The sequence below is a fragment of the Bradyrhizobium sp. Ses1 genome (assembly GCF_059512365.1).
On the sequence record NZ_JCAMOQ010000034.1, the window covers coordinates 43,461 to 65,105 of the forward strand.

Genomic DNA, 21,645 nt, shown 5'->3' on the forward strand with positions numbered 1-21,645 from the left:
TCGGTTACCGCGCAGGCGCGCCAGCGCGGTCTCGATGTACCTCGCGCAGGCGCTGTCGCCCACGACGAGACATCGCACGTGCCGTCAACGCCCGGCCGCTGCTCACCAGTTCGCATCCAATCCAAGCAGCCCCAGAATGTTGCTCCGTAACTCCGCCAGCTTGGGATCGCCGCGGTGCCTGGGGAAGGGACGATCGACCGTCATGTCGGCCTTGACGCGCGCGGGGCGGTCGCTGAATACGATGACGCGGTTGGCCATGAAGACCGCCTCTTCAACGTCGTGCGTCACCATCAGCGTGGTGAAGCCGCTGCGCTGCCAGAGCGCGGCGATTTCCGCCTGCATGGAGATGCGTGTCAGCGAATCGAGCTTGCCGAGCGGCTCATCCAGAATAAGTATCCTGGGGTTGTTCACCAGCGCTCGTGCCAGCGCGACCCGCTGGGCCATTCCTCCCGAAAGCTGATGCGGGTAGGCGTTGCGAAACGCAGAAAGCCCGACGAGGTCGAGCGCCGCATCGACGCGGGGGCGTTGGCTCTTTAAGACACCCTGGGCCTCGAGCCCGAGCGCAACGTTTTTCCAGACGGTTCGCCACGGAAACAGCGTCGGATCCTGAAATACCACCACCCGCGACGGGAACGGCCCATTGATCGGACGACTATCTTCGAACAACGCGCCCGATCGCGGCGGTTCAAGCCCGGCCACCAGACGCAGCAAGGTCGACTTTCCGCATCCCGAGGGACCGAGCAGCGCGACGAATTCGCCCGGTCTTACGTTGAAGCTAACGTCATTCAGTACCGGCAGCGCGGCGCCATCGATGTCAAAGGCGTGGCTGACGCCCTCGACATTCAGCGACGCGCCGACGGCAGCCGGCCGATCAGTTTCAGCGATAGCAACCGCTACCATTTGACGACGCCTTTCTGCCAGACCAGCAGCCGGTCGCGCGTCCTGAACAGCAGGGTGATCGCGCCGGAGCACAACAACGACATAACGATCAGCGCCGCATACATGTTTGCGTAAGCTGCCCAGCCCTGCGCCCATTGCAAATACCACCCGAGCCCGGCCTTGACGCCCATCATTTCGGCAACGACCAGAACGGCAAAGGACGATCCAAGACCCATAAACAGGCCTACGAACACGTGCGGCAGCGCCGCTGGAATTGCGACCTTGAGCACCAGGAAGGAAGGCTTCGCCCCCAATGTTCGCGCGACATCGTAATAGGCATTGCCGACGCTTGCGACGCCCGACCAGGTCAGCACCGTGACCGGAAACCCGGTGGCCAGTGCGATCAGGAACGTGCTCGCGCTCCAGCTCGACGGAAACGTGAACAAGGCAAATGGCAGCCATGCCGTTGCGGGCAGCGGCCCGATGAAGCGCAGGGCAGGATGTACCCAATAGCCGACGGCGCGCGACCATCCAATCAATACGCCGGCGAGAAAGCCGATCGCTGCCCCGAGCGCATAGCCGACAAGCTGAAGCTTCACCGATGCAACGGTGCTGGCCAGAAGCTTCGGCCAGTCGTCGGTGTAGACTTCGACAATGGCTTGCGGCGGCGGAAAGAACGGCAATGGCAGCCATGCGAACTTGGCGGTCGCGATTTCCCATATGGTCAGGAACAGCCCAAACGCCAGCAGCCATGGCGCCCGCGACTGTAGGCCGCTGCCAAACCGGCCAAACAGAGTTGCGGTGAGAATGCCACCAGCGAACACGAATGACGCGACCGCCACGTCATGGGTCCGCGACCAATCGCCGAGGTCTTGCCACAGCAGGCAGGAAAGTCCGAAGCCGGTCCACGCCAAGGCTGCCAACGCACCCGACGCATTTTTCGCAACCGATATCGGAAACGACAGCGAATGGCTCGCGGCGGCGGCTTTATCTCCGGTAGATCGCGCCAGTGCCGGCGTCTTAGACCCTGTCGAATACGTCGACATAAATCCGCTCGGCGAATTTCGCGGTATCCGCGCCCGGCTTGAAGACCGAGACGCGTTTTAGATCGTTCGCATCGGTCTTGCCCATAGCGATGCACTCCAGAAGCTGGTCGGTCGGTGAGCTCATATTGATGCCCATGCGGTGGTCGCGTCTTTCGGCATCTTCGATCAACCGGTCACGTCGACGACCACGCGGTTGGCGAGCTTTTGGGGATCCGTACTCTGCTTGATGATCGACGCCCGTTTGAGGTCGCTCGTGATCCTGACGACTTCCCGACGCAGCGCATCGCCCGCAGGATGGTGTCCATGCGTGTGGCTGCGCAGCATCGCCGCAAGGTCTGCGACCGGAACTTTCGGTGTGTATGGTGCGAAGACCTCAGCGGCGTCATCGGGGTTGGTGGCGACATAGACGGCCGCATCGTGGATGGCATTCGTCAAGGCGGTGACAGTCGCGGGATCTTTTGCCCATAGAGAGGCACGGACACCCATCGTGCAGCAGGACAGGTTGGCGTAGTCGCTGGAGAGATTCGAGGCGATCTCCACCAGCTCGCCGTTGCTGCGATGCTGTATCAGCCACGCTGTCGGATCGGCGTCGGCGATCGCCTGGACTTCTCCGCGCTTTAGCGCGATCGGCAGCAGGTCCGCCGGAAACTCGCGCCATTGAACGTCGCTTTCCGGGTTGATGCCATTGTCGGACAGCAAGATCGCGAAGAAATTGCGGGGCGAGCCGGAAATGCTGGACACGCCGATCGTCCCGCCTTTGAGTTTCGTGATATCGGTGATGCCCGATGTCTTGCCGGCGAACAGGCGTGTGCAGCCGCCGTGCAGGCCCGCTGTGAGCTTCACATCGATGCCCTGCTCAAGCGGCTTGAGCCAATTCAGCAGCATGCTCGAACCGGCGTCGGCTTTGTCCGTCGCAAGCGCCTGCAGCATCTGGTCGGTCTCGCCGGCGACCTGAATAAATTCGACATCCAGGTTATGCTTGCCAAAATACCCGTGATGCAAAGCGACCGGCACCGCCGCAGTGCAGATCCCGGTGCCATTGTACACAAAGCGAATGTGTCGTGGCGGCCCCTTTGGATCGGCGTAAGTGCTCTCGGATGCTCGGCAGATCGGGATGTCGCCGATGCCGTTTGCGGCGGCTGTCGATCCAAAGCCGGGGAACGCGTTCGCCGCTTTCAACACAGCAAACGGAGCAGCGGCACCCAGCACTCCTGTGAAGCCGACAAACTTGCGTCGCGACAACGGCGCGAGCCGACTGAGATCGGGCGAAGCCGGTCTTGAGGATGCCTGAGGGTCGTTCATTCCTTGCTCCTGAATCATCGAGAACGTCCGGGTTGAGAGGGTGCAGTGAATGCGCATGGTGGTGCAAGATCGAGCCGCAATGTCGACTTTCACGTTGTCGTGCCTGCAACGTTGCGCGCGTGTGAAGCGGCGCTCGATCGCATCGATCGTGAAAGCAAACGCCAACTCCATCACGGAGACGGCAGGACGCCGAAGCCATCTGCTGAATCGGGAAGCTGTACTGGCCGCAGATGATCAGCGACCCGAGTTCGGCCACTGTTACCCCGCTTGAGTTTGCATGAGACCCGCATCGACACGACGCAACAGCGCTGTAACCCGACGCGATCCCGGTGACGATCAGGCAAAAATGTGCGCTGTCGGCTTATCGAAACAGTACCAAGATTGATCATTCCAATTGCACCATGCCCTGTTGCGCCGGCCCGGACGCACGATGTCGTGATCAAACGCCACGACAATCGCGTCTTCGATGGCCGCGCACAGATGACGGCAGCATCAAGCTGCCGCCGCGCATCGACCGGCACTGGTTCGCGTCAAGGAAGCGCGTCAAAACGTGCGGCTCTCATCACGGCTTCACTGCGGCGCTGGGTGGTCGGCATTTGGACAGACGCGTTCGGCCTGTGCTTGCAGTCGCCGGAGGATCGACCCGCGCCGCGCGAGACGGAGTGAACCGCTCGACAAGCAATGTCCGGATTGGGCCAAGTTCGAAAGTTTCAAAGTTCGAAAGTCTGGCCACTGTGGAACGCGTGCATCACGCCTGCTGTTCCAACTCGTTCTGGACGCCGTCGACGCCGAGCAACCGATGCCAACCTCGGCTGCCAACTATATGCAGTTAGCGGCTTACGATCTGCTCGGAGCGGTATTCGCGCCGCTGGACCCAGTACCAGGCCCCCTTCATTCGGATCGGTTGTTTAAGCGCATCTGCGATGTCATCAAGGATCGCTTTGCCGACCCAGATTTCGGTCCGAGTGAGATTGCTGCCGAGGTCGGTATTTCGCTACGTTACCTGCAAAAACTGTTCACGAACCACGGTTGTACCTGCAGCGGCTTCATTCAATCAGTGCGCCTGGATCAAGCGGCCCGCGCTATTAGGCGTCGGGGGTCGAAGTCGGGCCAGCCTCTGAGCACGATCGCATACGATTGCGGGTATCGCGATTACACTAACTTCGCCCGGGCATTCCGCCAACGCTTCGGTCACGCACCCGGCGTTCATGTGCAGGGCGACAACGTTCAACCCCGTGCGTGACGTAAGGCACGAAAGGGCGCGTTAGGCCCACGACGCCGCTTGCTCAGTGGCCTAGCTTTGATGGCACGACGCCGACGGCTGCGTCGCGAGATTTGTCGTCAGCGTGAACGACCGGCAGATTCCATTCTGCTCAGTTCACTTTCCCGTGCGCATCATTTGTCTAGGAGTAGCAATGCAAAACATCGTTGCGCTGGTGGCGTTGATCGCCATCGCCGCGTTATTGGCTTGGTCTGGTTTCCGCACATGGCGTGTTAAAAACCGCATCATCAAATGGGGTGGCGCAAGCCTGTTGGCGCTGCTGTCCGTTGCGGTGTTGTCTGCCAGCGCGCTCACGTCGCTGGGGATGATCAAGCAGCACAGCCGCTCGGCTCCCATCCCTGATATCAAGGTTGCGGTAACCCCCGAACTCGTTGCGCGTGGCAAGGATATCTCCGACGGTCTGTGTGGCGCCTGCCATTCACACACTGGCACGCTCACCGGCGGCTACGATCTCGCCGTAGAACTCCAGGTTCCAATTGGGTCCTTCGTGGCTGCAAATCTTACTCCGGCCGGGCCATTGAAGCACTGGTCGGATGGCGAGATCTTCCGCGCCATTCGCAACGGCGTTGACGCGGAGGGCCGGTGGTTGACAATGATGTCCTACGTCAGGGCCGGCCGACTGAGCGACGACGACATCAAGGCTGTGATCGCGTATATCCGTAGTGTGCCGGCGGCAGGAAATCCGACGCCGGATCCGCCCGATCACATGAATCTGCTCGGCCTTGCCATGCTCGGCGCAGACCTGCTGCCAAGCGGCAACCCGATCGTCACCGGACATGTCTCAGGGCCGTTGAAAGGGCCGACCTTTGAGTTTGGCGAGTACATCCTGACGTATCAGGACTGCCGTGCATGCCACGGCGAGAACCTGACCGGCGGCGTGCCCGGGCAGTTGGCGCCGCTCGGACCGGACCTCAATCTGGTCAAGGACTGGACGCTGGCCGGTTTCATTGCAGCCATGCGCACCGGCATCGATCCCAACGGTCACCAGATCAGCGAGCAAATGCCGTGGCGTTCTGTCGGAAAAATGGAGGATGACGAGCTGGCCGCGATCTATCAGTATCTGACGCATATGCCCAACTTTTAGTGCCAGTTGTATTTGCGAGCATCAGCACACTGGAGTGGGCCGACGGAGTTGTCGGCGCGCGATCGCGTGGCCCGGCGCATTCATAAACGCCGTGCTCGACCTGCAGTCATTGCATCGGGTCCGCGAGCGAATGGTCAGGCAGCGTAGTGGCATCATCAAGCACTCCGCGCCTTTATGCTGGAACGCGGCATTTGCGGTTTGACAAGGACAACACTTTTCGCGAACGGAATTGCCGCCCGTCCTGGCCGCGCCACCCGAGGCTATCGCCGCGCATGGTGCGTTTGTAAGGGCTGGCTTCGGATTGGCGTCAACTCGATGTCCGGATCGAGCAAGTATCGGTCGGAGAGCTTAGCAGGCAAGCTGCCGGATGTGAACGACTGACGGGCATCCCGGGCACCCATTATCTGGAGTGCCATAGTGGCGGCGATTGGAATCGGCGATAGCTTTGCCAATGGCCGCGGCTTCGCCGCTTGGCTTGAACTGGTTCCCATGCAGATCTCGACCGGCGACGCACAAAATCTCGCCAAGATGTCGAAGCGTGGCAATCGCTACCCGCGCGTCGTGTTCGTGCAAGCCGTCTGGGTCGCCCTTGAAAGGTCGGGCCCAATCGATGGCAGGCTATGGGCGCCGCGGCGGCATGACAGAAGACCACGTGTCTTCTCGAAGCCGTCGATAAGGCTGCCTGCAAGTGCTACTAGTGGCTGGCGAGCCCTGTTAATCGCGCATAGCCGCCAACTATGTCAGCGAGCTCTGCGGTCGTGATCACGTCCTCCAAGCGGTTGAAGCCTTTCGGTGCCCGCTCGGCCACCAGATCCAGCACGCGCTCGGGCCCCCCTCTACGATTGTTGCATACGACCTCGGCAGTCTTGGGTCGTCTCTCAGCCTCATAGGCGCTGAGCGCTGCCTCAGGCGCCAGTTCGGACAAAAGCCTCGCCAGGCACGTCGCATCGAGAATGGCCTGGGCTGAGCCGTTCGAGCCAGTGGGATACATGGGATGTGCCGCATCGCCCAGCAGCGTCACGCGACCTCGCGTCCACCAGGGAAGCGGATCGCGATCACACTCCGGGTACTCAAAAAACTGCGGCGTGGCCCGGATCAGCGCCTCGATGTCGAGGAAGGGTAGCCGCAGGCGCCTTGCGAACGGCAGCGCCTCCTCGAGCTTGCCGGGGCGAGACCAGTTCTCACGCCGGGGCGGCGGCGATGCGCCGTCCGCCACCTTCCCGTTCATCACCCAATTGGTCAGCCACGTTCCCGCCGATCTGCCCTCGGCGATCGGATAGACGGTCAGCTTAGCCATCGAGTCGGCGGCAATCAGCATGACATTGCCGCCCTCGAAAACAGGCCAATCCACTGCTCCTCGCCACAGCTGACTGCCTTGCCAGCGGATGCCGCCGTCGCCAGGATGCAGCAGGGCCCGCAACGCTGAGTGGATGCCATCAGCACCTACCAGCACATCGCCACGCTCCTCCGCCTCCGTGCCGTCGGCTAGCGTGAAGCGCGCCGTGACGCCATGGCTACCCTGAGTGAATCCGTGCAGGCGATAACCGTTGCGCAAGCCGCCAACCGGCAATCGCGCCTGCGCCGCTCGCCACAGAACGCCGTGCAACCTGCCACGATGGATTGAGAGCTGGGGCACATCGTGCCCGCCCCAGAGGCCGCACTCGCCAGCCCATATCTGTTGTCCGAGGTGATTGAGATACCGCAGTTCGCGCGTGCGGATGGCGACATCGTCGAGCTCCCTTAACAGGCCGAGTGACATGAGCACGCGGGCGCTGTGTGGGAGGATATTTATGCCCACCCCGAGCTCCCGGACTTCCGTGGCGGCCTCAAAGACGGTGCAAGGAACGCCCAACTGATGCAGCGACAATGCCAGCGTCAGTCCGCCGATTCCCCCTCCCGCAATAAGAACGCGCCCATTGAGGGATCCATCGTGGCCCTTGCGCGGCACGCTGCTGGTCGGTGGCCCATGATTCTTGTTCATCCGGATCGTCTTTCGTCACAGGATCTGCCGAGCTGTTGCGGCTCGAGCCGCCGGCGTCCTCCCCGAAGCGACAAACTCGATTACCGACATTGACATCTGACTTAGTCGCGGCCGGCCGCTACGATGGCCCTCGCTATCCGCTCCGGATGTGTGAAGCTTATTTCATGAGACCCCGGAATCTGGATGAGGCGGAAAAGCCCAAGCTTCTCCGAAAGTCTCGGATGCCAGGGATGGCTATGCGGGGCCACTGTATCCTCGGTGCAGTTGATATAGGATTTTCCAACTTTCATGTCGGCCGGATTGGCGGATAGACGGATCTTGTCCCTGAATGTCTGCATCGGGTGCGGATTGAGCATTTCGTAGGCTTTTTGCGCTGTCTCAAGGTCACCATCATTGATGAAAGCTTCACGAAAGAAAGGGAACGGCAATACGACCGAGCCATCATTCCGTTCTGCTGCGAGGGCCTCTATCGCGGCGACTTGATGTGGCGAGGTCATATCTTGGATGGACTCTCCATCATTGGGAACGTAGGCGTTCCAATAGATCAGGCGCCGGATGCGGTGCAGAATGCGATCGGCCACTCCTGTAATCACCATTCCACCGTAACTGTGTCCGACAAGTATTGCATCCTGGGTGCCGGCTTCTTCCAAATATTCGACGATCGACTCTATGGCTTCTGACAAGCCGACCGCTTTCGAGTCACCAGGTCGGTTTCCTTTTATCGTAGGGGTGTGGACATCATGTCCCATGGCCTGGATCAGGGACGCCACACCCTGGAGGGTGGTACCTGTGTGCCAAGCGCCATGTATAAGCACGTAGCTCGCCATTCACCTTGCCTTTCACGATCAAATGATTTTTGCAGGCCACATCCGTTTGATCGCATTCCCCGGTGGACAATCGAACGTTCAAGGATCGATGGTTACGGTGGATCAGCGTCGACCGGCGCTACTGATGAAGAAATAGGGGGACGCCTGATCTGGAACAGAACCAAGATTAGCAAATCTCGATGTACCATTGAGCGATGGTTGCTTCGCATCCACGTTCATTCGCATTGAAATGACCGCCTTGGAGCATTCCGTCGTGATGCGGCGGGTTATGCATCCGCTGTTTCGCGCGGCTCGAGCGACGCTCGCCGGATGATCCGGATATGTGCCAACTCAGCCATAACAAGCGCAACGAATATTGACGCTGAACCGACCAGACTTAGATAGTGCACGTCGATAACGAGAATGACGATGCCGCCCAGCAAGCCTGAGCAGGCAAGCCCCGCATATAGTGCGGTGTTGTTGAGGGCCAGCAACAGGGGCGCGACGTGCGGCGCAAGCGTCACCAGCCGATGTTGCTGCGGAACGTTCAGCCCCCAGCCGGAGATGCCCCAGATCGCGACGCTCACTAGACCCGTGCCTATATGCGCGGAGGTCCACGGCAGAGCCGCGAAGTTGATCGCAGCGACGATAAGCGCGCCATTGATGATCTCACGACTACCAAAACGGTCGACTAACCTGCCTGACAGAAGATTGCCAGCGGTTGCCGCCACGCCCCAAAGAAACAGTATTCCGGCCAGGACACCGATGTTACCCTTGGTGATGTGATCGAGCGTCAGCCCAATATACGTGTAGACCATCAACAAGCCGCCGTAAGCAAATAAAGTGGTCAGCAATGTCAGCGCGATGCGACTATCGTGGAGCGGACGGAGCCTTTCACGCAGGGTGATACGCGGAGGTGTCGGGATGGTCCGAAGCATTAGTGAGACGCCGATCATCGCTATCAGGCCAAGCCCAGCGACGGACCAGAGTGTGCCACGCCACCCGCCCAAGCCTCCGATAAACGTGCCGATCGGCGCTCCCAGTGCGGTTGCACCGGCAAGTCCCGCTGTGACGATTGCAAGGGCGCGCCCCCTTTTTTCATGCGCAACGAGCGAGGCTGCTGCGCCGAGCGCTGTGGGAGCAAACATCGCCGCGCCGAGTCCGGCCAGGGCGCGGCTGACAAGGACGGTATTGAGGTCGGTCGCAACCGCGCTAAGCGCGTTGCCGACCACGAAGATTCCGAGCGCGGACATTAGCAAGAATTTGCGTGACCATCCGCCCGCGAGAGCGGCTATGACTGGGGCCAGAATTGCGAATGACAATGCATAAATCGACACCATTTGTCCCGCAGCGCTGGCGGAAGTATTCAGCGACATCGAAATGCTCGGTAATATACCAGCGATCACAAAATTATCCGTTCCAACAGCGAACATTCCAACGGCGAGAACAAGTAGTCGACGATCCATGATTGGCCTTCTTGGTTTGTTAGCGCCTGGGTGCCGGCGCAGCACCGATGTTTCTCGGCGCTGCATATAGCAACGGTTATGCTCGGGACAGTTCAGAGGTTTGGACGAATAGTCAGTGTTTCCAGTGGGAGCCCAAAAAAATGCTGCATAAGCTCGCGCGCCGAAAGTTCGGCTCCTTCAATGCAACAATATCAAATGTGCTGTCGGGTCTCCGCTTCACCCCCTGATAGAATGCCTCGATGATCTCACGATTGAAGTCTTTGCTACGCGGATAGGCGGCAATCACTGCCTCGCGTTGTTCGCTTTGAAAATAGTCAGAGCCCCGACCCACAACATCCATTTCATACCCCTCCTGAACCAGGGCGATCTCTGGATGCATGTATTCCGGGATGTCCGGAGTCGCGTGAAGGGCCACTGCGGTCCAGACTTTCTGGATATCTCTTTCAGAGATACTATAGTTCTCAAGAAATTCGCGCGCGGCATTCGCGCCGTCCACTTCAAAGGGAAGCTGGCTCTCCCGATAGCCGTCGGTAAGGCCGATGTCATGGAACATCGCTGCTGTGTAGAGAAGTTCTGGATCAAACGTTAAGCGCTTCCGCGTTCCAATCAGGGCGCCCCAAAAATAGACCCGAGTGGAATGGTAAAACAGAAGGTCGTCCTCTGCGTTGCGAATGAGCCGCGTTACGTCGCGCGCCATTTTGCTATCGGGAATCCTTACGCCGAAAATGTCGTTCGTCATCTGCATTCTCCTCAGCAAGCATCGAAGCTCTGGCGAGCGACGCCTTCCGCTTTGGACAACCTTGACACAAGAGATTGAAGTTGGATCGGAGTCGCTCAGGCCGCTGGTCATGGCGAGCAGATGCGTATCGTCCTAGCCATAAAGCAGTACCAAGATTTGCAATTGTGCGTGTACCATCGCGCTATGACTGCGCTCCCCATCGACCGTTTTGTGGCGCGGCCGCCGCGGCCCAGCGTCGGGCCGCGGATCGCCGGACTCTAACGGCAGGATTCAACGAGGAAATTCCCACGTCTGCTGCTAGTCGTGCTGGAGTCGACCAGATGCACTTCGTACGTCAGGCCAATCTCCTCCAACATGATCGAGACGTTGAGGGCGTTGGCGTCGGGAACGAATAAAGTTGCAAGCGGTCTGGGTGTTTGGCGAGCCGACGCCGTGGATCTGGAAGGGTCTGGCATCTCTCACTCGCTCTTTCCGAGCCCTTCACCACCAGCGCACCGACCGGCCGGCCAAGACCTGCTGCTGCCCTGAGCGGCGGGCAGCGGCGCTCTCCTCCTAGCCGCCAGCTGGCAGGCTGATCGAGTGAACCCTAGAGCGCTAGATGCGACGACGACGCCCAGATCGTTGCTTGCAACTCGCGAAATTGGGCGCGTGAAATCGTTCGGCAGAGCTACGCTGGCTGCCTCATCGCAGCGGATGAAACATCAACTGCATTATGCGATGACTGCTCACAATGCTGAGAATCTCCGCGCGGGTGTCGATCCGCGCGAACTCCTTCGGCACATGGGCAGTGCACGCACACGATAGCTGTGCGTGTCGAGGACACGCCTAACCGCATTGCGCAGCGCCTGCGGCGTTGGCGCGCTCGTTTCACATTGATGCCGAACCCGACCATGGCAAACGCGCGTTCACGTCAGCCCTTGTCTTCGGTCCTGCGGAGACCAGACGTTGGACTTTCTATTCAGTAGGGAGACAACATTTGGGCTCACGGGGGTCCGGATATCCGACCGGCGCCGCCGCAGCACAGTACGGTGCAATCAGAATCACCGATCTTGGTACTGTCAAACGATCTGATGGGGCACATCTCTTTCGTTGATAGCGCCTCTGCGTTGAGATGTTTCCGGGTGCCGCTCCTGCCGAGAATCGGATTGGCTCTTACCGAAAGGGTTCTCCAAAACGAGAAACGTCATGCAGAGAGATATGGACGGTCAATGGATCAAATTAGCAATCGCTCGGAGCTCGAAAAGTCACTCGGCTCCTCGCCCCCGCAACGACGGTGGAAGTTCTTGAGCACAGGCGCGGCTCTTGTAGCCCTAGCGCTCAGTTACTTCCCATTCTCCCGCTACAAAGATGATCACGCGGCGCCGCGACAAGCCGGAGCACTTCCGGTAACAGTAAGCGAACCCTTGCGGCGAGACGTCGATTCCCGGTTCGGATTCCTTGGACAGTTCTCGGCCATCGACCGCGTGGAGTTGCGCGCCCAGGTTGGAGGTGTCCTCACCGAAATTCATTTCAAGGATGGGCAAATCGTACACAAGGGCGACCTGCTTTTCGTGATTGACCCGCGCCCCTACGAGATCAAACTTGCGCAGGCGAATGCCCAGCTCCACACCGCAGTAGCGCGTCTCGCGCTGGCAAACAATCAGCTCTCACGCTCACAATCGCTCCGGCGTGATGATTTTGCGACCCAGGAAACGGTCGACCAACGCACCAATGAGCAGCATGCCTCGCAGGCCGCGGTGGAGGACGCCAGAGCCCGCATCCGAGATGCCCAGCTCGACCTCGAATATTGCCGGGTCACGGCGCCTTTTACCGGACGAATCGGCGCCCGCCAGGTTTCGATCGGCGACCTGATCGCCGGCAGCCGAGCGGCCGTCAGCCCGACCACCTTGCTCGCAACGCTGGTTTCACTCGATCCGCTCTATCTCGACTTTGACATGAGTGAATCCGACTACCTGGCGTTTTCACGCGAACGCGCACCCATTGCAGGCCCGCTCGCCGACACGATCGCGTTTGGCCTGAGCGACGAGACCAATTTCAAACGGCACGGAACCCTCGATTTCCTCGACAATGCTCTTGATCGCTCGAGCGGAACGATCCACGCCCGCGCTACCGTGCCAAATCCGGATCTGTTTCTCGCGCCCGGTCAATTCGCGCGGCTTCGTGTGGCTGTTGCGGCGCCGACGCCGGCTCTCCTGCTGCCCGATTCGGCGCTGGTGCTCGATCAGTCGCAACATCTGGTGATGACGGTTTCTCCGGACGCGACCGTGGTGCCGAAGGTCGTGCAACCGGGAGATCTTAGAGGCGGCCTGCGGGTGATCCGATCGGGGCTTGAACCGAACGACCGGGTCGTCATCGACGGACTGGTGCGCGCTAGGCCAGGCACGAAAGTCGTGCCGCAGGATGGTGCGATCCATTACGACGCAATCGCCGATGGCCAAGACTGAGTAAAAACTGAGACTGGAACGATCCCATGCGCCTCGCACACATTTTCATCGATAGGCCTATATTCGCGACCGTACTGAGCGTCTTCGTCACTCTGATCGGGCTTGGCGCGCTCGCCATTTTGCCTGTCGCTCAATATCCGGAAATCGTGCCTCCCACGGTTCAGGTGACGACCACCTATCCGGGCGCTTCCGCGGAGACGGTCTCGCGGACCGTTGCGACGCCGCTTGAGCAACAAATCAATGGCGTCGAGAACATGCTCTACTTGACTAGCCAATCGACCGGTGACGGCAAACTCACGGTAACCGTGACGTTCCGGATCGGGACCGACCTCAACGTCGCGCAGATGCTGACGCAAAATCGCGTTCAGGACGCCCTCCCTCGGTTGCCGGAAGACGTCCAGCGCCTTGGGGTGCAGGTGAGAAAGGCGACGCCCAACATTCTTTTGGCGGTCCACCTCTATTCGCCGGACAGTTCGCGCGACACCCTGTATTTATCGAACTATGCGACGCTGCACGTAAAGGACGTGCTGGCGCGGCTGCCCGGCGTGGGCGACGTCCAATTCCACGGCGCGCGCGAATACGCGATGCGCATTTGGCTCGATCCGGACAAGGTCGCGGCCCACAAATTGAGCGCGGGCGAAGTCCTTGCGGCACTGCGAGCGCAGAATGTTCAGGTCTCGGCCGGCATCCTCAACCAGCCGCCGGTCGCCTCGGATCAGGCGTATCAGCTCAACGTACAGACGCTAGGGCGGCTCGCTACGCCGGAGCAATTCGGCGCCATCGTGCTCAAAGCTGATTCTGAGGGGCGCGTTACCCGCATCCGCGACGTAGGTCGTGTTGAAGTCGGTGCGGCGGACTATGGCTCGACGGCTTTTTTGGACCGCGGGCCGGGCCTGCCGCTGCTCATCTTCGCCCAGCCTGGCGCCAATTCTCTGACGGTGGAGCACGAGGTCCTGTCGAGCATGGAGACGCTTTCAAAGGAGTTTCCGCCCGGCGTCGCCCATAAAGTTATCTACGATCCGACCATATTTGTCGGCAAATCCGTTGACGAAGTCATCACGACCATCTTCGTTGCGATCCTATTGGTTGTGGGCGTGGTCTTCCTCTTTCTTCAGAGTTGGCGAGCCGCGATCATTCCGGTGATTGCGATCCCGGTGTCTCTCGTCGGCACCTTTACGGTTCTCTACGCGGTCGGGATCTCCCTCAACAATCTTTCGCTGTTCGGGCTGGTGCTTGCGGTTGGCATCGTCGTCGACGACGCCATTGTTGTAGTCGAGAACGTCGAACGGAATCTGGAACGCGGGATAACGCCTGCAAAGGCCGCCTATGTCACGATGGACGAGGTGGGCGGCGCGCTGATTTCAATTGCACTGACACTTTGCGCCGTGTTCGTGCCGTCAGCATTCCTGTCGGGCATTTCCGGCCTGTTCTTCCGCCAGTTTGCGGTGACGATCGCCGCGTCGACGTTGATCTCCTGTTTCGTCTCACTGACCTTGAGCCCAGCGCTCTGCGCGGTTCTGTTCAAGGCGCACGAGCCGGGTCACAAGATTCGTCCGTCCGGCATTCGCCGCTTGGTGCGGGCAGGATTTGACAAGTTCAATTTTGGATTCGAGTGGCTGTCGACGCGGTATGGGCGCGTGACGGGGCGCCTCGTCCAAGTGACCGGCGTAGTACTGTTGGCTTATGCGGCGCTGATCGGTATCGCCGGCGTCCAGTTTGCCCGTGCGCCGACGGGGTTCATTCCGGAGCAAGATCAAGGCTATCTCATTTCCGTCGTGCAACTGCCGCCGGGTGCGACCCTGGATCGCACCGAAGCTGTCCTCAAGAAGGTGATCGACATCATCTTGACAACGCCGGGCATCGAACATGTCGCGCCTTTCGCCGGCCTGGACGCGACGACTTTCACCGTTGCCTCCAACGCCGCAACGATTTTTTCAGGCTTGCCGTCCCTGTATAGCCATCATGTCGATGGCGTCACTGCGACGACCGTGCTCGCAGACCTGCGCAAACGCCTTTCTGTGATACAGGATGCCTATGTACTGACTATCCCACCGCCTCCGGTGCAGGGCCTCGGCACCGCCGGCGGCTTCAAGATGATGCTTCAGGATCGCGCGGGGCTTGGTTCTGACGCGCTCGCACGCGCGGCTCAAGCGCTCGTCCGGGCGGCAAACAAGGACCCGAGCTTCGCAGGCGTCTTTACCTTGTTCAACACCGGTGCGCCGTCAATCTACGCGGATATCGATCGCGAGAGAGCCGAGAAAGTCGGCCTGACCCCGACGGACGTGTTTTCAACGCTGCAAGTTTATCTCGGTTCTCAATATGTCAACGACTTCAATTATCTTGGCAGAACCTACGAGGTGATCGCGCAGGCCGACGGAAGTTTTAGACGAGATCCGCAGGATATCGCACGGCTCAAGGCGCGGAACACGTTGGACGAAATGGTACCTATTGGGACCGTGGCTAGGTTCAAATACGAGAACGTTCCGTACCGAGTGCCACGGTACAATCTTTTCCCCGCGGCTGAAATCATGGGAGTAGCCGGGCCGGGTGTGGCGACAGGCACGGCGCTGCAGAGGATGGAGGAGCTCGCCCGACAGGTTCTGCCGCCCGGCATCGGCTTCGAGTGGACCGAACTGGCCTTCCAGCAACAGCAACCTGGAACGTCGTCCCTGCTCATCTTCGGCGCGGCAGCCCTGTTTGTGTTTCTGGTGCTCGCGGCTCAATATGAGAACTGGAAATTACCGCTCGCGGTGGTCATGATCGTGCCAATGTGCCTGCTTGCATCGGTTACAGGCCTAGTAACACGTGGCTTACCGATCGACGTCCTGGCACAGATCGGTTTCGTTGTTTTGGTGGGCCTCGCGGCCAAGAACGCGATTCTGATCGTAGAATTTGCACGACAGGCCGAAGAGCACGGTGCCACCCCAGGTGACGCGGCGGTCAGCGCCGCGCGGACCAGGCTGCGGCCCATTCTTATGACATCGCTCGCATTTATTCTCGGCGTCGCCCCGCTCGTCGTTGCCACCGGCGCAGGCGCAGAGATGCGGCAGTCGCTAGGGACCGCCGTTTTCTCGGGCATGCTAGGTGTAACGGGATTCGGTCTCCTGTTTACGCCGGCGTTCTATACAGTGGTTCGCGGGTTTGGTCGGAAAGCAAGCCAGCCCGCGGACGTCGTCCATGCGCCAAAGTGAAGCGTAGTGTCATTGGTCGCGTCACTCCGCCGAGCATCCTTCGGCACCACGTCGATTGTTTGAGCCGCTCAGATCGCGCAGTCGATCAGCTTCTTCAACAGTCGCTTAAGCTCGCTGACTGAGCTAGTGCCGCAACGTTGCACGATGTGCGCTTCCTGGCTCATCGCCAGTAAGTCGAGTTGGTGACTTAGGATCCTGCCGCGGTCGGAACAGAACATCAGCACTTTTCGACGATCCTGAGGATCCGAGGCCCGATAGACGAGAGTATCCGACACCATGCGGTCGATGATTTTTGTTAGCGTTGGATGATTGAGCAGCACCTTTTCGGCGAGGTCGCTCATAGAGCGTCCGTTTCCATCCGATAGCACCTTCAGAATCCGCCATTGCTCGACCGGCACACCTTCCTTGGCAAGGTGTAATTCAAGCTGCTGGTTGATTGCCCGGTTTGCTTGCGCGAGCCGATACACGAGGTATTCGGTGATGAGGGGTTCCTGACCGGGCAGCGTGGCCATCGACGCGACAATTTTGAAGCCTTTAATTCGACCGGACGACGAGACTTGGCGCACCATAGGAGGCGGTGCATCGCCCGATCACTACACCTTCCCGTCTCATGGCCTCTGCGGGATATTCAGGCCGCGCTGGACGGCGGGCCGAGTGAGGCCGCGTTCGAGCCACGCCGGTACTTGCCGCAGGCTGTCGAACTTGACCAGGTCACGCGCCTCATAAAAGCCGATCAGGTTGCGCACCCAGCCAAGCATGGAGATGTCGCCGATGGTATATTCATCGTCCATGATCCACCGCCGACCGGCAAGATGCATCTCCATGACGCCTAGCAGGCGCTTTGACTCATTGGCGTAACGATGAAGCGGTCGCTTATCCTGATATTCACGCCCCGCAAACTTGTTAAAGAAGCCGAGCTGGCCGAACATCGGTCCGATCCCGCCCATCTGAAAATGCACCCACTGGATTGTCGTGTAACGGCGAGCTGCGCTATTCGGCAAAAGCTCGCCAGTCTTCTCCGCAAGATAATGCAGAATGGCTCCGGATTCGAACAAGGGCAGCGGCTGACCGTCCGGACCGTTCGGATCGAGGATGGCGGGAATCTTGCCGTTGGGGTTGAGCGAAAGGAACTCCGGCGTGTGCTGATCGCCTTTATTGAAGTCGACCAGGTGCACTTCGTAGGGTAGCCCGATCTCTTCCAACATAATTGAGACCTTTACGCCATTGGGTGTAGGCAGTGAATAGAGTTGCAGGCGGTCTGGGTGCTTCGGAGGCCAGCGCCGTGTGGTCGGGAAAGCAGAGAACTTTGGCATCTCTCAACTCGCTCCTCCGGCTGGATCCAGGCAACACTTTCGAGTGGTAAGCGTCACGGCGGGTGAACGTCTGTGGCTACGTGAGTGTTGCCAGCATCTAGCGCCTCACTGTTCATCAACTAGCCTGACGCGGCGCGGCTGCTGACCGGCAGTGCTAACGGCGTGGCCACACTGAACCCCCGCCGCCACCCAGCCCTGCCGTCCCACTCTTCCATCGGCGATTACCAGTGCGCCGACTGCCGCGCCCGTGCCGAGGCGGTTGCCTCTCACGGTCGGAGTATAGACCTGATGACCCTTTTGCCCGAAACAGATCTGCCGTCGGCTCAAGCTCGACACCGCTATGCCAAGCGGGCTGGACGAGCACGTAATTCGCCATATCAGTTTCTCCACGGTCACGGTGCCCGTCAGATTGACGCAAGGATTGGAAGGCCGGCAGGCACACGCAGCCCTTTCATCCTCGATATGCGGGGAGAGAATGGACGCTTGTACTGACGCCATTCACCGGACGAATCCTTAGATGGCTCAACTGCTCCACGGAGCGTCATGAATGCGAGTGCATACGCTTGGCTTACGGAATGCAGGATCACGATGTTCGATAAATTCGAAATTGACCGTACCGAATGTCGTCTGAGGCTTCTTTAAGGCCGAGCAAGTCTGAACTTCGATAAACTCGTTCTTGAAATCGCCGCGAGGAAACGCGGCGATCACCTGATCCCGTTGCTCCGGCGTGTACTCGTCATATCCTCTCCCGACGACGTCCATCAGGACGCCGGCATTGGTAAGAGCGATTTCTAGTCGCATGTATTGGGGGATGCCGGGCGTCGTATGGAGGGCGATCGCCTCCCACACCAGATCCGCTTTCGGTTCGGGGATGCCATGGCTCCGGAGAAATTCGCGCGCCGCATCGGCGCCGTCGACCTCAAACCGCTTTTCCTGGGTATGGTAAGCATCGACAAGACCCAAGTCATGAAACAGCGCAGCCACATAGAGCAGTTCAGAGTCGAATTTTAGGTTCCGGCGGATTCCCTTCATCGCACCGAACACAAACACGCGAACCGAGTGGTTGAACAGCATCTCGGTTTCATGTTGCCGCACGAGTTCGGTGGCTTCGCGCGCGATCTTGCTATCGGGGATCTTAACGTCAAAAGCAAAGTCCGCCATTGTCGAACTCCTATCTTCGTGGCTGCGATCTGCGCTGTCTGCATTGACTGGGCCCCCACGACCCTGATCCATCGGGATCGCCGCTACTAGCGAATAGATGCGTTGCGCTTGTTTACTGAACAGTACCAAGATTGCCGATTCGGACTGTACCATCGTGCGATGGCCGCTTTTCCCGTGCACTTGGTGCGCTTGCGCGGACTCGCCTAAAGATTGATGCTGTCCCGTATTTCGCGACGGTGCCGTTTCACCGTGAATTCCTCTGTCGCGAATTCCACGCGCTTTACGCGATGCACTTCTATGCTTTCGGGCACGATGCGAAGACTAGCTTCGCGCCAATCGACGTCCCGTGGGTCAAGAGGCATTGCTTTCGCAATTGCAGTGAAGTCCAGGATTTCCGGCTCTCGTTTGCTGTTATGAACCTCCTTATGCAACGATGCAATTTTCTCAACCACCTCGTAATCTTCCACCCAGCCATCCTCTGCCCAATAGCCCGTGCTGGCGCTGATCTCTGTTCCCTCCGGAACGTTCAAGGCCTCGACACGGGCTGCCTTGTGGAAAAGGACGACGTAAAGATCGTCTCGGCCGGCCTGCACTGATGAAGAAATGATGCCGTCAATCGGCACCGAAGCCTCCGTCGCTAGAAAATCGGCTATGGCCTGCGTTGCGAGGCATTCAAACGGATCATCATCGGGCATTACGGGCCGCATGATACGCTCACTCAGCAACCGCAGGAACACGGCGGTCTCCATCCTTCCAGCTAACCCGAAATCAGAAAGGCTTCCGGTGAGGCGAACGTCACTGAGGGCGGTCAAATCGAGCAGTCGAAGCTTTCTGATGATCTCGAATTGGGCCACCGCGATCTGACCACCAACGGGTGGGCGCACCTCAGCAATAGCCGCTTTCTGATTATTTGCGCCGTAGAAAACCGAGATGCCGCGCGCGTTCATCCAACCGGCTGCCGCCAAAGCTGCTGGCGGCGAGCCGAGGTGGATGTCCGGCCTGCCGATGGCGGCTTCAAGTTTGTCGTCGGATTGAAAGACCCGAGCGCGATAAAGCGTATGAAAATCCGTTCCAGGACCCGCTTCCACCACGAGTGGACGGCCTTCGCGCGTTCGCAACTCGCTCATACCATGGAAGATTGATACGAGATGATTTGCTGCGGTCCGATTGAAAAAGCGCGCCTCCGCTCGGGGTGAATTCTCGAAGTTGCGCCAATCCACACTTTGAATCACTTAGCGTTCTCCTTATGCGGCACCAAGCCTCGGCTGAGAAAGCCTACCGCTTTGGACAGCCCTGCCACAAAAGATTGAGTTGCATCAGAGCCGCTCAGGCCGTTGGTCATAGCGAACAGATCGGTTTGCCCTGATCATAAAACAGTACCAAGATTGCCAATTCTGACTGTACCATCGCGCCATGGCTGTCCTCCCCATCCAACTTGATCGTGCCAGAAGGACCCCGCTGGCTGCCCAGATCTATTGCGCGATCCGAGAGGGCATCGAGGACGGGCGGCTCGCCGCGGGCGCACGGTTGCCCTCTTGGCGCGATCTGGCCGCTCAGCTCGGCGTCTCCCGCGGCACCGTGCGTGTGGCCTACGAACGTCTCATCACGGAGCAATTCGCGATTGGTCTCGGGCCGGCAGGAACGCGTGTGGCCGAGCGGCCGTCCCGATCCTCAACGCCCGAGTGGTCGCCGGAAGTCCCGCCTCTACCGGACCTCTTCCATGAGTTCGGAAGCGCGCCGCTGGCGTTTCAGATGGGCGTGCCCTCTCAAGATGCCTTCCCGTTCAAGCTGTGGTCGCGCATCCTGACTCGTGCGACCCGCGGAGCCGCGGCGGCGCCGGTGGCGTATCCGGATCCGCGTGGCGACCCGGAGCTGCGCAAGCAGATCGCGGCTTACTTGGGGCTGGCCCGCGGCATTCGCTGCAGTGCCTCTCAGGTGCTCATAACGGGCGGATTCTCCGGCGCGCTCGGTCTGGCGATCCAAGGGCTTCAGCTTGGAAGGATGGGCGCTTGGATCGAGGATCCAGGTTTTCCGCTCACGCGCACTGCGCTGGGCTTGGCCGGCATGTCTGTGGCAGCTGTCCCGGTCGATGCGGAAGGCCTGGATGTTGCCGCCGGCATCCAGATTGCCCCCGGAGCGGCACTGGCAGTTGTGACACCAGGTCAGCACGCGCCGCTCGGAATGACGATGTCGTTGCCGCGGCGGCTTGCCCTGCTCGCCTGGGCTCGGCGGAGCGACGCCTGGATCATCGAGGACGATTACCTGAGCGAACTGCAACTGAAGGGACGGGCGGCCCCGGCTCTTGCATCCCTCGATCATGGGGGACGGGTGCTGCACATCGGCAGTTTCAGCAAGACGATCAGCCCGGCGCTGCGCCTGGGCTTCATGGTCGTGCCGCCGGAACAGGGTCATCGGTTCGGTGAGGTCGCTGCTTGCTTGGCGCCGGCACCGGCTGCGGCCGTGCAGCGCGCGGTGGCGGAGTTCCTGCGGGAAGGGTGTTATCTTCGCCATCTGCGCCGCACGAAGCGCCTTTACGCCGCCCGACGGGAGGCCCTGCTTCATTGCCTGGGAGAGACGGCGTCTGACCCGGTAAAGGTGCAAGCAACCGCCGGTCTGGTAGTGATTCTGTCCCTTCCCGATTTTGCGTCAGACGTAGACATCGCTTCGCGCGCCCTACAGTTCGGCTTGGCCCCCGCCCCGCTGTCACCGTGGTACATGCAGTCTTCCCGACAGCAAGGATTATTGCTCGGCGTGACCAATCTCAATGAACGGCGCCTGCCGGCGGATTGTCGTCGGCTATTGGAGTTGACCCGATAGCACTGCAACTGAACATCGATGCCAACTCCCTCTATGGTACATTGACAGTTGCCACTCTTGGTACTGTTTCCGATCGGGCTGCTCCCTATCTCGGGTGAGTAGCACCCAGCTGACATGATCCACTGCACCCTCCA

The 21,645-nt window shown here is 59.8% G+C and carries 17 protein-coding genes and 1 pseudogene; 6 read left to right on the forward strand and 12 right to left on the reverse strand.

Going from position 1 to position 21,645, the window contains the following annotated elements:
- Positions 1 to 102: 102 nt before the first annotated feature.
- From AC5ZG5_RS30225 to AC5ZG5_RS30240, 4 genes are read right to left on the reverse strand one after another with little or no spacing between them, the layout of a single operon-like run.
- Positions 103 to 900 (reverse strand): ABC transporter ATP-binding protein, encoded by a 798-nt coding sequence (locus AC5ZG5_RS30225; RefSeq protein WP_456645017.1) that lies wholly within the window; start codon positions 898 to 900, stop codon positions 103 to 105.
- Positions 894 to 1,925: an ABC transporter permease gene (locus AC5ZG5_RS30230; RefSeq protein ID WP_456644997.1), complete on the reverse strand. Its 1,032-nt coding sequence runs from the start codon at positions 1,923 to 1,925 to the stop codon at positions 894 to 896. The genes AC5ZG5_RS30225 and AC5ZG5_RS30230 overlap by 7 nt, the downstream gene beginning before the upstream one ends.
- The gene (locus AC5ZG5_RS30235) at positions 1,900 to 2,094 is read right to left on the reverse strand and encodes a hypothetical protein (protein WP_456644996.1); all 195 of its coding nucleotides are present in this window, start codon (positions 2,092 to 2,094) and stop codon (positions 1,900 to 1,902) included. The genes AC5ZG5_RS30230 and AC5ZG5_RS30235 overlap by 26 nt, the downstream gene beginning before the upstream one ends.
- On the reverse strand, positions 2,091 to 3,227 hold the full coding sequence (locus AC5ZG5_RS30240; RefSeq protein WP_165435307.1) for an ABC transporter substrate-binding protein: 1,137 nt from the start codon (positions 3,225 to 3,227) through the stop codon (positions 2,091 to 2,093). Before AC5ZG5_RS30240 ends, AC5ZG5_RS30235 begins: the two co-directional genes overlap by 4 nt.
- A gap of 799 nt (positions 3,228 to 4,026) precedes the next feature.
- Between AC5ZG5_RS30240 and AC5ZG5_RS30245 the strand changes: the two genes are divergently transcribed.
- From AC5ZG5_RS30245 to AC5ZG5_RS30255, 3 genes and pseudogenes are all read left to right on the forward strand, one after another.
- Entirely contained in the window at positions 4,027 to 4,470 is a 444-nt protein-coding gene (locus AC5ZG5_RS30245; RefSeq protein ID WP_456644995.1) for a helix-turn-helix transcriptional regulator, read from the forward strand.
- A gap of 172 nt (positions 4,471 to 4,642) precedes the next feature.
- Entirely contained in the window at positions 4,643 to 5,593 is a 951-nt protein-coding gene (locus AC5ZG5_RS30250; RefSeq protein WP_456644994.1) for a c-type cytochrome, read from the forward strand.
- Between the two features lie 94 nt (positions 5,594 to 5,687).
- Positions 5,688 to 6,190, forward strand: a pseudogene (locus AC5ZG5_RS30255) (transposase); the annotation flags it as partial.
- A gap of 97 nt (positions 6,191 to 6,287) precedes the next feature.
- Here the strand turns inward: AC5ZG5_RS30255 and AC5ZG5_RS30260 are convergent.
- From AC5ZG5_RS30260 to AC5ZG5_RS30275, 4 genes are all read right to left on the reverse strand, one after another.
- Positions 6,288 to 7,574 (reverse strand): flavin-dependent oxidoreductase, encoded by a 1,287-nt coding sequence (locus AC5ZG5_RS30260; protein WP_456644993.1) that lies wholly within the window; start codon positions 7,572 to 7,574, stop codon positions 6,288 to 6,290.
- Between the two features lie 101 nt (positions 7,575 to 7,675).
- The gene (locus AC5ZG5_RS30265; RefSeq protein ID WP_456644992.1) at positions 7,676 to 8,401 is read right to left on the reverse strand and encodes an alpha/beta hydrolase; all 726 of its coding nucleotides are present in this window, start codon (positions 8,399 to 8,401) and stop codon (positions 7,676 to 7,678) included.
- A gap of 266 nt (positions 8,402 to 8,667) precedes the next feature.
- Positions 8,668 to 9,846 (reverse strand): MFS transporter, encoded by a 1,179-nt coding sequence (locus AC5ZG5_RS30270; RefSeq protein WP_456644991.1) that lies wholly within the window; start codon positions 9,844 to 9,846, stop codon positions 8,668 to 8,670.
- A gap of 112 nt (positions 9,847 to 9,958) precedes the next feature.
- Positions 9,959 to 10,585: an HD domain-containing protein gene (locus tag AC5ZG5_RS30275; RefSeq protein ID WP_130227199.1), complete on the reverse strand. Its 627-nt coding sequence runs from the start codon at positions 10,583 to 10,585 to the stop codon at positions 9,959 to 9,961.
- A gap of 1,145 nt (positions 10,586 to 11,730) precedes the next feature.
- Between AC5ZG5_RS30275 and AC5ZG5_RS30280 the strand changes: the two genes are divergently transcribed.
- Positions 11,731 to 13,029: an efflux RND transporter periplasmic adaptor subunit gene (locus AC5ZG5_RS30280; protein WP_456644990.1), complete on the forward strand. Its 1,299-nt coding sequence runs from the start codon at positions 11,731 to 11,733 to the stop codon at positions 13,027 to 13,029.
- A gap of 26 nt (positions 13,030 to 13,055) precedes the next feature.
- The gene (locus tag AC5ZG5_RS30285; protein ID WP_456644989.1) at positions 13,056 to 16,220 is read left to right on the forward strand and encodes an efflux RND transporter permease subunit; all 3,165 of its coding nucleotides are present in this window, start codon (positions 13,056 to 13,058) and stop codon (positions 16,218 to 16,220) included.
- Positions 16,221 to 16,288: 68 nt separating this feature from the next.
- Here AC5ZG5_RS30285 and AC5ZG5_RS30290 read toward each other — a convergent pair whose 3' ends face one another.
- The 4 genes from AC5ZG5_RS30290 to AC5ZG5_RS30305 all read right to left on the reverse strand — a co-directional run bounded on the left by AC5ZG5_RS30290 (position 16,289) and on the right by AC5ZG5_RS30305 (position 19,926).
- Positions 16,289 to 16,732, reverse strand: a complete 444-nt coding sequence (locus AC5ZG5_RS30290) for a MarR family winged helix-turn-helix transcriptional regulator (protein WP_456645016.1) — start codon at positions 16,730 to 16,732, stop codon at positions 16,289 to 16,291.
- A 96-nt stretch (positions 16,733 to 16,828) separates the two neighbouring features.
- Positions 16,829 to 17,533, reverse strand: coding sequence for a glutathione S-transferase N-terminal domain-containing protein (locus tag AC5ZG5_RS30295; protein ID WP_456644988.1), 705 nt, complete (start codon positions 17,531 to 17,533; stop codon positions 16,829 to 16,831).
- Positions 17,534 to 18,055: 522 nt separating this feature from the next.
- Positions 18,056 to 18,694 carry an HD domain-containing protein gene (locus tag AC5ZG5_RS30300; RefSeq protein WP_456644987.1) on the reverse strand — a complete coding sequence of 213 codons (639 nt, stop codon included), beginning with the start codon at positions 18,692 to 18,694 and terminating at the stop codon, positions 18,056 to 18,058.
- Positions 18,695 to 18,897: 203 nt separating this feature from the next.
- Positions 18,898 to 19,926 (reverse strand): RES family NAD+ phosphorylase, encoded by a 1,029-nt coding sequence (locus AC5ZG5_RS30305; protein ID WP_456644986.1) that lies wholly within the window; start codon positions 19,924 to 19,926, stop codon positions 18,898 to 18,900.
- A gap of 181 nt (positions 19,927 to 20,107) precedes the next feature.
- Here AC5ZG5_RS30305 and pdxR point away from each other — a divergent pair, with 181 nt between their 5' ends.
- Positions 20,108 to 21,511, forward strand: coding sequence for a MocR-like pyridoxine biosynthesis transcription factor PdxR (gene pdxR / locus AC5ZG5_RS30310; protein ID WP_456644985.1), 1,404 nt, complete (start codon positions 20,108 to 20,110; stop codon positions 21,509 to 21,511).
- The last annotated feature ends 134 nt before the right edge of the window (positions 21,512 to 21,645 follow it).

What these genes read in the sequence shown, in the direction of transcription:
- AC5ZG5_RS30225 (WP_456645017.1), bottom strand. Translation starts at nt 900, where the DNA reads ATGGTAGCGGTTGCTATCGCTGAAACTGATCGGCCGGCTGCCGTCGGC.
- AC5ZG5_RS30230 (WP_456644997.1), bottom strand. Translation starts at nt 1,925, where the DNA reads ATGTCGACGTATTCGACAGGGTCTAAGACGCCGGCACTGGCGCGATCT.
- AC5ZG5_RS30250 (WP_456644994.1), top strand. Translation starts at nt 4,643, where the DNA reads ATGCAAAACATCGTTGCGCTGGTGGCGTTGATCGCCATCGCCGCGTTA.
- AC5ZG5_RS30275 (WP_130227199.1), bottom strand. Translation starts at nt 10,585, where the DNA reads ATGACGAACGACATTTTCGGCGTAAGGATTCCCGATAGCAAAATGGCG.
- AC5ZG5_RS30285 (WP_456644989.1), top strand. Translation starts at nt 13,056, where the DNA reads ATGCGCCTCGCACACATTTTCATCGATAGGCCTATATTCGCGACCGTA.
- AC5ZG5_RS30265 (WP_456644992.1), bottom strand. Translation starts at nt 8,401, where the DNA reads ATGGCGAGCTACGTGCTTATACATGGCGCTTGGCACACAGGTACCACC.
- AC5ZG5_RS30300 (WP_456644987.1), bottom strand. Translation starts at nt 18,694, where the DNA reads ATGGCGGACTTTGCTTTTGACGTTAAGATCCCCGATAGCAAGATCGCG.
- AC5ZG5_RS30260 (WP_456644993.1), bottom strand. Translation starts at nt 7,574, where the DNA reads ATGAACAAGAATCATGGGCCACCGACCAGCAGCGTGCCGCGCAAGGGC.
- AC5ZG5_RS30245 (WP_456644995.1), top strand. Translation starts at nt 4,027, where the DNA reads ATGCCAACCTCGGCTGCCAACTATATGCAGTTAGCGGCTTACGATCTG.
- pdxR (WP_456644985.1), top strand. Translation starts at nt 20,108, where the DNA reads ATGGCTGTCCTCCCCATCCAACTTGATCGTGCCAGAAGGACCCCGCTG.
- AC5ZG5_RS30240 (WP_165435307.1), bottom strand. Translation starts at nt 3,227, where the DNA reads ATGAACGACCCTCAGGCATCCTCAAGACCGGCTTCGCCCGATCTCAGT.
- AC5ZG5_RS30290 (WP_456645016.1), bottom strand. Translation starts at nt 16,732, where the DNA reads ATGGCCACGCTGCCCGGTCAGGAACCCCTCATCACCGAATACCTCGTG.
- AC5ZG5_RS30295 (WP_456644988.1), bottom strand. Translation starts at nt 17,533, where the DNA reads ATGCCAAAGTTCTCTGCTTTCCCGACCACACGGCGCTGGCCTCCGAAG.
- AC5ZG5_RS30270 (WP_456644991.1), bottom strand. Translation starts at nt 9,846, where the DNA reads ATGGATCGTCGACTACTTGTTCTCGCCGTTGGAATGTTCGCTGTTGGA.